The sequence below is a fragment of the Immundisolibacter sp. genome (assembly GCF_050250495.1).
In the GTDB taxonomy this organism is placed as follows: Bacteria; Pseudomonadota; Gammaproteobacteria; order Immundisolibacterales; family Immundisolibacteraceae; genus Immundisolibacter.
Genome location: NZ_JBFWOM010000006.1, coordinates 1 through 11,994, shown reverse-complemented (window position 1 = coordinate 11,994; position 11,994 = coordinate 1). Strand labels below are relative to the sequence as shown.

Below are 11,994 nucleotides of genomic sequence, written 5' to 3'. Positions count from 1 at the left end.
GTGTTCCATGCAGACGGCGAACGGCAACGCCGCGCCCAAGATCCGCGGCGTGAATCTCGGCAGCTGGCTGGTGCTCGAAAAATGGATGGTGCCGAGCCTGTTCGAAGGCCTCGCCGCCACCGACGAGACCACCTGGTGCGCCGAGCTCGGCGCCGCGGCCGAGCCGCGCCTGCGCCGGCACTGGGACACGTTCATCACCGAGGCGGACTTCGCCTGGCTGGCGGCGCGCGGCATCAACGCCGTGCGCATTCCGCTCGGGCACTGGATTTTCGGGCCGGATTACCCCTACCACCGCGCCTACGGCGAGGCCCGCCATCCGTTCGTGACCGGCGGCATCGCGGTGCTGGACCGCGCCTTCGACTGGGCCGCCCGGCACGGCCTGCGCGTGGTGCTGGACCTGCACGCGGCGCCCGGCTGCCAGAACGGCTTCGACAACGGCGGCATCAAGGACGTGTGCGAGTGGCACACGCAGGCCGACTACCGCGAGCACTCGCTGTCGGTGCTGGAGCGCCTGGCCGAGCGCTACCGCGACCGGCCGGCGCTGCACGCCATCGAGGTGCTGAACGAGCCGCGCTGGGACGTGCCGACCGACTACCTCACGGCCTACAACGCGGACGCCTACGCGCGCATCCGCCGCCACTGCGGGCCGCAGATCGCGGTGGTGTTCCACGACGGCTTCCGGTCGCATCGCGAGTACATCGGCGTGATGCAGCCGCCGGCGTTCGAGGGCGTGGTGTTCGACATCCACCGCTACCAGTGCTTCGAGCGCGCCGACCTCGACATGGACATCCACGGCCACATCCGCAAGTCCGCCGGCGAGTGGCGCGACGAGGCGGACACCATCCGCCGGGACCTGCGCCTGCCGACCTGGGTGGGCGAGTGGAGCCTCGGGCTGGATCTGAAAGTCGTGTCGCTGTGGGCGCCCGGGCCCTACAACCACGCGCTCGAACACATGGACGCGCTGCAGGAAAACGCCGCCTACCGCGCCTACGCGGCGGCGCAGTTGCTGAGCTTCGAGCGCCTGGCGGGCTGGTTTTTCTGGTCCTACAAGACCGAAACCACGCCGGCCTGGTGTTTCCGGGACTGTGTCGAGCGCGGCTGGCTGCCGGACGATTTCAGGGCCTGAGGCGGGCGCTGGATTATCGGTGCGCCCCGGCAGGAGCCAGATGCCCCGGCGTAAAGCACACGCCACAGCGTTTCCCTACGCTACGCAGCGTCGCTGCCCTCGCCCCACTCCACGTACAGCAGGCGCTCGATGTCCATCATCGTGACCGGGTGTCGTTCGAGCAACTGAGCGAGCCCATGCTGGTCGATCAGCTCCACATCGTTCAACGCGGCCTGCTCGTGCGCTTGGGCATTGAAGAACTGGTTGGTGACGCCGACCTTCTTGAACTGGATGTTCGGGTGTTTGCGCCGGTAAAACGCCTCGCCACCCACCACGTCCTTCACGGTCTCCCAGCCAAGCTTCGTGCCCTCGTTGCCGGATGTCTTCGTCTGGATCAACTGGCCTGAACCGCCGGAGATCGCCACCACGTCCACTCCGTTGTCGCTCGTGCTGGGCGTGCAGTAGCAGAAATCGAAGCCCCGCTTGATCCACAGCGCAGCGGTCAGCCCCTCGAAGTGCCGCCACTCCATCCGCAGTGCCATTCCCAACGTCACACGCTCGTCGATGGCGTCCGCATCGGCTTCGGGGACGACATCGCTGAGGTTGAAGTTACCCGGTGTCAGATCGCCCGATCCGTTGAGCATGTCGCTCGCCAGCTCACGCTTGTTCGTGAGCAACTGGTCGAGCTTGACATCGAAGGTGGGGAAGTCCTCGGCGAAGACCACCGGGTAGTAGACGTACACGTCTTTCTTTTGGCCGATCCGGTAGGCACGGTCTGTTGCCTGATCTTCCTTCGCCGGATTCCACGTGCGCGTGTAGTGCACAACGTGGTTCGCGCCCTGGATGTTCACGCCGAAGCCCACGGCGACCGGCGACAAGATGATCACGCCGAAGCCTGGCGCCTCCTGGAACGCCTTGATGCGCTTCTGGCGACTGGCGATATGGCTGGCCGACGCACTCGTGTCGCCATTGATGATGTCCGGCCGGAAGTCGAAAACCGACTTGATGTAGTGCTGCAGCAGCCTCTGAATGTTGCGGAACTCGCAGAAGACGATGACCTTCTCGCCCTTAGCCTTGATCGTGGCCAGTTGGTCAAGTAACCAGTCCAGCTTCGGTGCCTTGTCCCGGTACTGGTCGAGCGGCTCCGGCGTGAAGACAGTGAGGCCATACCGGCGCGGGTCGGTGCAGACGAGCCGCAGGTATTGCAGCAGGCCCAGGTGGTTCTTGAAGGGCGAGCGGAAACCGGGGTCGTTGCGTTTCTTGAAGTCCTCGATCGCCTTCGCGTACAGGTTGCGCTGCGTGGTCGACAAGGGGAGCTTGCGACACGCGTCCACGATGATCTTCTGCGGCAGCTCCTTGGCGACATCGGCCTTCGTGCGCCGAAGAATCTGCGGCGAGATGCGACGGCGCAGTTCCTCGACCCGAGCGCGCTCTTCGTCATTTCTTGCTTCGATCGGCTTGCGGTAGCGCTGCCCGAAGTCGTTCAGCGCGCCGAGCAGGCCCGGCTGCACGAAATCGAACAGGCACCAGAGATCTGCCAGCGTGTTCTCGACGGGCGTGCCGGTACAGGCGATCTTGAAGCCGACGTTCTGCTTCTTCGCCGCCCGCGTGACCATGGCCGCCGGGTTCTTGATGCGCTGCGCCTCGTCGCAGACCATCAGCGACCAGTATTCGGCGGCGAATGAGAACTCCAGGTCCCGCAACGTCTCGTAGGTGGTCAGGACGACTTTGGCCGATCCCACCCATCCTGGCTTCAGAAACCTCACCAGGCCGTCCTCGGTCCTGAGCCGGGCGTCCACCGCGTCCCTCGGCACGCGCAGCGGCGCAAGATCGTCGCCGTAGGCTGTCAGGATCAGCAGCGTCTCAGGCAGCAGGAACTTATTGACCTCTTCTTTCCAGTTTTCCAGAAGCGAAACGGGGGCCACCACCAACATGGGTGCGATCGCAGGGTCGTGCTCCACCAGCCAAGCCATCAACGACAGCAGCTGGAAGGTCTTTCCGAGGCCCATGTCGTCGGCGAGCACGGCTCCGCGAACCTGATGCTCCGCCTGGTGCTTGTAGAGGTGCTGCATCCACACGAGACCCTCGGCCTGGTGGGGCAGCAGTGGATACCCGGGCCGCAGCCGCTTGGGGAGCTCGGGCATCGCCGGCATGGCCTTCAGGGCCTCGCGACGCCGCTCCTCGTAGTCGACCGCCTGGATGTTGGCCCGCAAGATCAGGCTCGTCGTCGCGCCAAGCGTCTCGCGTTGTCCGGTGGCGGACTCATCCGGATCGAAGCGCTGTTCCTCGACGTCGATAAACACCTGCTCGAAGGTTCGGGTAATGCGCTCGGCTTCTTCTACAGAGATGGGCCTTGGCAACCAGTGCACGTCGATGGTGTTCTTGCCGGCCGTGCGAGCCTCCTCGGCCGCCCGCCTGAGATGCTCCAGCGCGTCCTTCGTCACCGGCACGGCCACCGGTTCGGTGTCGCCCCCCGGGACGTACGCGATCACCGGCACCACGTTGTCGGGGAACCAGCCGTCATCGTCCTTCTTCTTGGCGATGTAGGGTGAGTAGTACGGGTGCTCGACCCCGATGCCCTCTATCCGAGACGAGTAGGCGCTCAGGTCGTGCACCTGCGCGTAGGTCACCAAAGGGCGCGGTCGGCTTCTTGCCTCAAGGGCTTCTCGAAGCTCATCGAGGTACCGGGGCGTGTCGCCCTGGATTTCGAGGTCGTAGCCCTGCCAGCCGAGCAGTTGGAAGCCGCGGTCCAGGGTGTCCTTCAGTCGCCCGATGAAGTCGCGCAACTCGCGAGCGTTCAGCCAGACGGTCTCTGACGATGCCGGGCCTGATACGTTGGCCGTCTCGATTAGCAGCCCGACCTTCAGCGGGTAGCCGGTAGCGTCGCGCTCGAACGTGGGAACGAATCGCTCGTACTTCAACCCAGCCTGTTCGCGCGCTTCCTCAAACTGGCGCTCATCGATGACATCCTTGGCGTCTTCGCCGAGCGCAGCGAACGGGTTGAGGATGAAGGCCTGCGCCCGCGAGCCGGCGACCCGCCGCAACGGCAGGCGTTTGATTTCCTGCAGGACCGTCTTGACCTTGGGCGTGATCAGAACCTGGACGATTCCCTCCGGCGTGACGATGTCGTATCGGTCCTGAACTTCCCGCGCGTTGTCAAAGCGCTCCAGCCAGTCCGGCGGTGCTCCCGCGAACGTCGGCTCGATCTCGACGACGCTGTCGTCGGCCAGCAGCGCGGACTTTCGCAGGCCGATCTCCAGGCGCTCCGGCGTCAGGACTACCGAACGGTGGAGGAAGTCGTCCAAGCGCGCGTCTGCTGCCACGGCGAGCTTTCTGATCCGCCCCCAGGCCTGGCGGTGCACGAGATCCGTCCGCTCCCCAGGTGCCCGGCCCGCAAACCCGATCACCTCGCGGAAGAGCTGCCAGTGCGCGGGCTTCATCAGCTCGGCGGTGTCATCGTGGCTGAGCACCGGGCCGACGGTTTCGCAGTCGATGAGCAAGCCGCCGTCGCGTTGCCAGCCAGCGATGGCAATCGCGAAGTCCTCATCCGTCAGTGAGTTCGCACTGCACAGCACGGGGAGCATCATCGTCCAGGGCGGCAGGTCGAATACCTGCGGAAGATCCGCATAGCCGGGACTCTGCAACGCTTCGTACAGCGCATCCCACCCGATCGTCAGACCGGCGTCTGCCGGAACGGCGTACCCATCATCCTGCAGTTGGGCGAGGTAGCCCGGAAGCAGCGGGTGAGAGAGGCCCTGGCCGGCACCGACCTGCGAGATCAACAACCCGTCTGCGGTCCAGTGCCTGCGCCACTGAGCTGCTGGTGCCCCCGACTTCTGACCGAACTTGAACATCGCGCTCCCTATCTTTGGCTGCTCGCCGCCCCTACCGCCACCAGCCCTTGCCAGGCCTGTACTTGAAGTGCCACGCACGCAGCACTGCATTCACCTGTTGGTCACTGTCATCGGTGCGAACCCACAGGTTTCCGTTTTTGTCGCTACGGTCATCGATGGCTAGGTTTCTGGCCTGGGCCCACGAGGCCAGCGAGCTGATGCTGAACGCGCCCACACTGGCTGGTGTGGGCGCAGGCGGCGGGCGCGAAACTGGCTGCGACGAGGCCGCAGGCTGCGCGGTTAGGGGCACTGCGCGGGCCGACACGCGCAGGGAGGCGGCATTGGGTCGGATGCCGAACTTCTCCCTTAAGGTTGCCTCGAACCTCTTCTCCCACTTGTCATAGCCACGGATGCCGTCCTGGTGCTGCATCCACAGGATTCGCTGGTCATGCTTGAGCGAGTTGCGCGCGTTCCTGGTTGTGACGACCGGCTTGGACATGTCGAAGGGTAGCGCCATGCGCTTGTCGTAGCCGTAGAACGCATTGCCCTTGCCGCCGAACTCGACCGCTACCAGCGATCCCATCGTCATCACGAAGGCGTTGTTGGAACTGTCGGTCGTTTTCAGCTCGGTATAGAGCCCCTTCATCTTCTGCCTTAGAACGACGAAATCGCGGTCGGTCGAGTAAAGGGCTCGGGCACCCAACGCGAACTGGATGTTTTCCATCGACTTTGCGTAGCGCAGCCAGAAATTGGCCCGGCGCCGGTCGCCGACGCCATCCTCCGCAAGCTTGGTGAAGAAGGCCTCGATGAACTCGCGCTTGAGCCACTCCGCCACCATCTCGCGCGCCTTCGGGACAACGCCGCCCCAGCGCATCTCGTTTGAAGGAAGCCAGGGGTTGCCCCACCACTCGACTGCGGCGTTCCGCAGCGGCTCGTCGATAGCCGGCTGTGCCACCGACGCATATTTGTCGAGCATCAGGATCAGGCCCCTGTCGCGCAGCACGCGGTTGTCTTCGAGCAGCGTGACAAGCGTCGGGATGCGCTCCTTGAAGCGCTCGTGGCTCAGCTTGGTCGCCTCGCGGACCTGCGCGAGAACGAGTTCCCGGAGGAACCAGGACGCCTTGATGACGCCCAGTTGCGCGCACAGATAGTCGACGGTAGAGGTGTCGCCGCTCAGAACAGCAGCAGCGTATGGAGCGCAGGGTTCGTCGCCGAACAGTTGCCGATGGTCTACGGCGGTCCTGACCCAGTCGGGGTTCGCCTTCTCGTCGACGATGTTGCGCGTGTGCTCGTGCAGATAGTCGCGCAGATCGCCCCAGTTCTGCCTGCCGACGTCCGGCGTCTTCTCGGCCTTGGGATCGTAGGTGAAGTAGCTGCGCACAAGCCCCTGGTAGCAGCGTCGGTACCAGCGAGGGTTGTTGACCCACTGCTCGACGCCCGTGCGGTGGTCGAGCACCGCCTGGAAGCGCTGGCGGTCTTCCATGATGCAGGGCTTCTCCGGGCGACTCGGGACGCAAAGGCCAAAGGACACCAGGCGCGCATCCTTGAGGCTGTCGAACCGCTGCGTTTCCCAGAACCGACGCACAGCCTGCTGCTGCAGATCCTCCGGGACCGATGCCGAGGTGCCGGCCCTGGCGTGGCGCTGCAAACCAGCAAGCACTGCGTCGATGCTGGTGTCTTCCGGCAAGGAAGGAGCGTCAACACTGCTGCTCAGGAGGTTTGCGAGACGACCAAGCGTGCTCATCGCAGGGCGCACTCCCCGAAGTTGCCGGCGGCATCGGAAGGATGCGGCCGGGTCTCGTCAATGCCAAGGAATTCCAGTCGCATCTCGACCCGCCGGCTTTCCTCGTCGGTGTCCTTGGCTGCGTTGAAGGAATAGCCGCCAACGAAGAATAGCCTGCGTACGCTTTCCTTCTGGTCGGCGTTCAGCAGGCTGGCGCCGCTGGTCGAAAACATGGCACACAGGACGCGTTGGCTGCGCTGCAGGCTGAGATTCAGGTTGGACAGATAGGAGCCCTTCCTGTCCGTGTAACCCTCGACCACGATGCGCTTGAGGATGCTCTTGCCGAGATCGTCGTTGGCCAGGACGATGATTTCGGGGACGAACTTGCGCAGTACCTCTTCCTGTTGCGCGTTCAACCGCCAGTCGCCGAACGCGAATTGCGCCCGCTGGCCGAAGTCGATGACCTGGCGGACCTTGTCGACCTTGATGCCCTCGTGCCGCTTCGCAGCCTCTTCGAACTTCGCCAGGATGAGTTCGATGTTCCTGGTGCGCTGGTCTTCCTTCTTCTGGCGCTCGGTCACGTTTTTGGTCACGGCCAGCAGAGCTACCCCCATGACCACCAGGAACAGCACCATCAGCGCGGTCATGAGATCGGCAAACGAAATCCAGAACGGCTTCTCGGCCTCGTCGCGACCATTGCGCTTGACGACGATGCGCGTCCCGAACATCGCTTATCGCCTCGGGGCAAGGCTGCCCAGAGTGACTTCGAGTTCCTGAACGGCTGTCGAGAGCAGTCCCACCGCGCTGGCAAGCTTCGTGTGGAAGTCGTGGTTCACCTTCGACAAGGTCGCCACGACCGATTCGCGGAAGGCCTCGCTCGACTTGGCGAGCACCTGGCTTACGCCGTCGAGATATTCGTCGGCAGCCGTTTGCGCGGCGCCAAGCTTCTCCGTTGACGACTCGATGCGCTGGAGCACATCGGCCGTGATGCTGGCTTCCTTGCGTGCCAGTTCGACGGTTGCTCGCACGTCGGCCAGCAACTGCGTGACGGCCTCGCGTTGCGCCCGGTAGTCCTGGAGCGCTTCCTGAACCGCACTCGCGCTCGTGGTAAGCGACCCAGAAACTTCGGTCAACTTCGCACTGACCGTCGCTGCTTGTCCCATTACAGCAGCCACTCGGTCTCCAGCGGTCGCGAAGTTCGTGGCGGCAGTGTTGAGCCGATCGGCGCCGGCATTCAGCTTGTCGACAGACGAGGTTGTGGCATTGCTCAAAGTCGACACGCTCTGGGACATGACCTGCGAGGCGGCCGTGATCTCCCTGATTGCCGCCTCGACCGTCCCCGTCATGCCGGCAACCATGTCTCTGGCACGGTCGGCCATTGCCTGCTCCCGCGAGCGATTGCCGTCCTGAGCGTCGGCGTGCGCCTCCGCCAACTTGGCAAGGATCGTGGTCATCTGCTGGCCGATCGATTCGAGGGTTGCCTGCAACTTCTGGTGCGTCTCGGCCTGGGAGTTTTCGACGAGCTTGCGAATCTGCTCCACAAAGGCGTGGGACTCGGCATTCATATTGCCCTGGCGTTCTTCCATGACCTTGATGGTGGCCGCCATCTGCGCGGCCATGTCGTCCGTCGTGCGCCTGCCGCTCTCTTCCAGCTTGCCGACCAGCGTGTGCAGCGAGTTGACGGCGTCCTGCATACCTTGGGCCGTCTGTTGGTTCAATTCGTTGATGCCGTTGATCTGGCCGCCGAAGAGATCATTCAGGCGCTGGCTGAAGCTGACCATCACATCGCTGAGCATCTGGACGGCCGACGCGCTCTGATCGCCGGCAGCAGTTCTGACGGAAGACGCGATTTCTTCGAGGGGCTCTCGGAGGCTCTCCTCGATGCTGCCGGCGATCATGTCGCCGAGCGCCTGGTTGTCCTCCCGCGCGGCGGCGACCTGTCGGCTCGCGGCCTCCTCGATTCGCTGAGCGATCTGCTGGTTCAGTCGCTCGCCGTTGGCGATCTGCGAAGCGGTCAGCTCCCGCAAGATGTCGCCCAGTTCCGTGACCAAGGCGTCTTTCAAAATCTTCGCCTGGCTGGCCGAAGCCTCTGAAGCGCTTACCAGGCGAGCGAGGTATTCCTCGCCGGCACCGGCGTCGAACTGTGCGTCGATGGCGTGCGCGATCTCTTCGGCCTTCCGGTACAGGCCGGCGAGGATCAGCTTCTCGACAAACGTCACAAGCATCGCCGCAGCGATGGCGGCAGCCGAGATCAGGAAGGCTTCGCCGACTGCATGCATCAGCGATTCCAGGCTGGCGCGTACGGTGATCGCGTTCTCGCTCACCTGGAAGTGACGCAGGCCTTCGATCAGGCCCGTGAACGTACCGATGATGCCTAGCCCGGTGAAGATCCCGGGCAGGTGCTTGAAGAACTCGGTGCGCAACCGACTGTCGACGAGGTACTGGCCGCTGAAGTAGGCCTCGGCCGGAACCGTCGAACGGACGGCGACGATCTTCATCTGGCCGTCCTGCTGCTCCCGTTGAACGTGCAGCGTGTCTTGGTACTCGCTCCAAAGATGGGCGAGGCGCTTGTCACGCGCGAAGACCTTCTTGATGTCACCCGGCGGCGTTGGGCCCTTGAACTTCAGCAAAGCGCCCAGGATGCCGCGCAGACGGAACCAGTGGATGACACCGGGCAACAGGAAGAAGAAGACGAAGACGAGGGCCAGAAACAGAAGCGCCCCACCCGTCAGCTTTAGGTGGATGGGCACGTTCAACAGATCGCTCACTTGTTCCTTCCCTGTTCGACCGGCGACGGCAGTTTCCCGGCGTCACGTACTGTCCCACCAAGACGCAGTCCGCTGTATGGCGGACCAAGCCCGCCTTTCTGCGCGTTACCGCACTATCGGCGCCCTTGTGAACCCTAAGCCAGCCAGCACCGGGCTGGACAAAGTGCCCTGTCGCCACGCGAACTGACTATAGCGAGACACCGCAAATCATCGTAGCGACACGATGCGACACCTATGGAAAACGCTGGCTTATCGGCGCTTCCCGGCCGGGCGATCTTCCAGCAGGCACAGGTCGGTGCGGTGGAACAGGTACTTGCCGTCGCTGGCGCGGTTGAGCGCGATGCGTCGCGTGTGGTGCTGTTCGAGCTCGGCGTGAAAGCCGATGGTCAGTACGGTGGCATCCGGCAGGCGCTGGCGCAGGGTGCGGAACAGGGCGTCCTCGCCCCTGGGCTCGAAGGTGCTGCTCGCTTCTTCCATGAACACCCAGGCCGGTCGGTGCAGGAACAGGCGGGCAAAACCGATGCGCTGCAGCGTGCGCGGCGGCAGGGTCTGGCCCCACTGCTCGCTCTCGCCCAGGCGCCCCACCAGCCAGGCGAGCCCGGCGCATTCCATCGCGTCGCGCATCGCCGCGTCGTCGAAACGGCCAGGCGGCAGCGGGTAGCTCAGCGCCGCGCGCAGCGTGCCCTCGGGCAGAAACGGCCGCTGCGGCATGTAGTAGATGGGCTCGCCGGCCGGCAGCAGCACCTCGCCCTGGCCCCACGGCCACAGGCCCGCCACCGCCTTGAACAGCGCCACCGCGGCGGTGGCATCGCCGCCGATCAGCACCCGCTCGCCGCGGGTGACGGTGGCGTTGAAGGCCTCGACGATGATGCGCCCGTCGGGTTCGGCAATGCTCAGGTCCCGCAGCGCCAGCTCCTGTGCCGGGCCCTCGCGGCGCTGGATGCGCTGTCCGTCGCCCTGCAGCGCGCTCGCCCGCGCCTCGGCTTCGAGCGCCAGCAGGTCCTCGTGCAGGGACAGCACGCGCTCGGCCGAGGCCTGACAGCGGGCGAGATCACCCAGGCTGTCGACCGGCCAGGACAGCGCCGAGGTGAGCCGCTGGAAGGCCTGCGCCGCCTGCATGAGCACGCCGAGCGTCATGGCGCCGGCGATGTACTGCGGCGCCGCCACCAGGATGGGGAACACCGGCAGCAGCGCGCCGTAGCCGGTCGAGAACGACACGATGCCGAGATACGCGAGCGTCTGGCGATTCCAGCCGAGTTCGAGCTCGGCGAACTGGCGCGTCGCGCGCTCGCGCTCCACGGGCTCGCCCTGCATCAGGGCGATTGCCTCCGCGTTCTCGCGCGAGCGGGCGAGGCCAAAGCGGAAATTCGCCTCCAGCGTCTGCAGGCGGTTGGTGGTACGCACCAGCGGGCGCCCGAGCAGCAGGCCGAGCCCGGTACCGACGCCCGCGTACAGGAACGCCAGCAGCACCATGTAACCCGGCACCGCCAGCGCCGTGCCGGGCAGCGTGGCGGTACCGGACACCGACAGCAGGATGTCGACGAAGCTGCCCAGCATCAGCAGCGAGAACAGCAGCGTGTGGGCGAGCGCGATGGCCACCTCGGTGGCGACGTGGATGTCGTCCGCGATGCGCCCGTCCGGGTTGTCGTGCTCGCCGGCCGTGTGCTGCAGCTGGTAGTGGCTGCCGTGCGTCATCCACTGGCCGAGCAGGCGCCCGGTCAGCCACTGCCGCCAGTCGATCTGCAACCAGCGCTTCACGTGCAGGTGCAGCGCGGTGACCGCCATGGTGAGCGCGAAGATGACCACGAACACGCCGATCTGCGCCACGAAGCGCGCCGTCGAGCGTGCCTCCAGCGCGTCGAACAGGGCGCGGTTCCAGTAGTTGGTCCAGATGGCGAGCCCCACCTGCGCCACGGTTAGCAGCACCAGCGCCGCGGTGACGCCGCGCACGCGCCACTTGTGCTCACTGTTCCAGTAGGGGCCGGCGAGGTGCAGCCAGCGGCGCAGGAACAGATACCGGCGGCGTACCGGGCCGGGTGTGGGTTCGCCCACGGGGCGGCGCTCAGCCAAGCGCGACGTACCCGCGCTGCGCGGCGAGTTCCAGCGCGGCCCGCGTGGGTTGATTCAGATCCATGCCCGCCGCCACCGCCGGCGCGAACCAGCCGATCGCCAGCGACTCGTAGTTCTTGCGCGGCGCGGGCCGGCCGGGCAGGCGCGACACGTAGTTGATGAGCAGAAAGTGCCGCCGGGCCGTGAATTCCGGGCTCTCGATGCAGTCCTGGATGCACAGCCAGTCGGCATGCTCCACGTCGATGCCGGTCTCCTCGCGCATCTCGCGCCGGTAGGCATCCAGCAGCGTCTCGCCGTAGTCCACCTTGCCGCCCGGCAGGCCCCAGCGGCCGGACCACTTGGCGGTGCGGATCAGCAGCACGTCGCCGGTGTCCGCCACCAGCAGGCCGCCCACGGTGGCGACCACGCGCCGCTCGCTCGCCAGCAGGTGCTCGCGGTCGACAAGATCAATGATGCCGCGCACGTTGGGGAAGGCGTGATCCGGCCGCGCCGCGC

7 protein-coding genes are annotated in these 11,994 nt (G+C 65.3%); 1 reads left to right on the top strand and 6 read right to left on the bottom strand.

The genetic code is table 11. The features are described from left to right. Positions 1 to 7 precede the first annotated feature (7 nt). Complete coding sequence (locus AB7F93_RS06090) at positions 8 to 1,126, top strand: glycoside hydrolase family 5 protein (protein ID WP_428301999.1); 1,119 nt, start codon at positions 8 to 10, stop codon at positions 1,124 to 1,126. An 80-nt stretch (positions 1,127 to 1,206) separates the two neighbouring features. Here the strand turns inward: AB7F93_RS06090 and AB7F93_RS06085 are convergent, their stop codons facing one another. The 6 genes from AB7F93_RS06085 to AB7F93_RS06060 form a co-directional block, all read right to left on the bottom strand. Then, entirely contained in the window at positions 1,207 to 4,959 is a 3,753-nt protein-coding gene (locus AB7F93_RS06085; RefSeq protein ID WP_428301998.1) for an SNF2-related protein, read from the bottom strand. Positions 4,960 to 4,990: 31 nt separating this feature from the next. Continuing rightward, positions 4,991 to 6,682, bottom strand: a complete 1,692-nt coding sequence (locus tag AB7F93_RS06080; protein ID WP_428301997.1) for an EH signature domain-containing protein — start codon at positions 6,680 to 6,682, stop codon at positions 4,991 to 4,993. Next, a complete protein-coding gene (locus AB7F93_RS06075) occupies positions 6,679 to 7,389 on the bottom strand; it encodes a flagellar motor protein MotB (protein WP_428301996.1) in 711 nt (236 codons plus the stop codon). Before AB7F93_RS06075 ends, AB7F93_RS06080 begins: the two co-directional genes overlap by 4 nt. Positions 7,390 to 7,392: 3 nt before the next feature. After that, a complete protein-coding gene (gene zorA, locus AB7F93_RS06070) occupies positions 7,393 to 9,429 on the bottom strand; it encodes an anti-phage ZorAB system protein ZorA (protein ID WP_428301995.1) in 2,037 nt (678 codons plus the stop codon). A 249-nt stretch (positions 9,430 to 9,678) separates the two neighbouring features. Then, positions 9,679 to 11,481, bottom strand: coding sequence for an ABC transporter ATP-binding protein/permease (locus AB7F93_RS06065; protein WP_428301994.1), 1,803 nt, complete (start codon positions 11,479 to 11,481; stop codon positions 9,679 to 9,681). A gap of 10 nt (positions 11,482 to 11,491) precedes the next feature. Beyond that, positions 11,492 to 11,994, bottom strand: a 503-nt coding sequence (locus AB7F93_RS06060) for an NUDIX domain-containing protein (RefSeq protein ID WP_428301993.1), incomplete at its 5' end; no start/stop codon positions are given.

What these genes read in the sequence shown, in the direction of transcription:
- AB7F93_RS06080 (WP_428301997.1), bottom strand. Translation starts at nt 6,682, where the DNA reads ATGAGCACGCTTGGTCGTCTCGCAAACCTCCTGAGCAGCAGTGTTGAC.
- AB7F93_RS06085 (WP_428301998.1), bottom strand. Translation starts at nt 4,959, where the DNA reads ATGTTCAAGTTCGGTCAGAAGTCGGGGGCACCAGCAGCTCAGTGGCGC.
- AB7F93_RS06075 (WP_428301996.1), bottom strand. Translation starts at nt 7,389, where the DNA reads ATGTTCGGGACGCGCATCGTCGTCAAGCGCAATGGTCGCGACGAGGCC.
- AB7F93_RS06090 (WP_428301999.1), top strand. Translation starts at nt 8, where the DNA reads ATGCAGACGGCGAACGGCAACGCCGCGCCCAAGATCCGCGGCGTGAAT.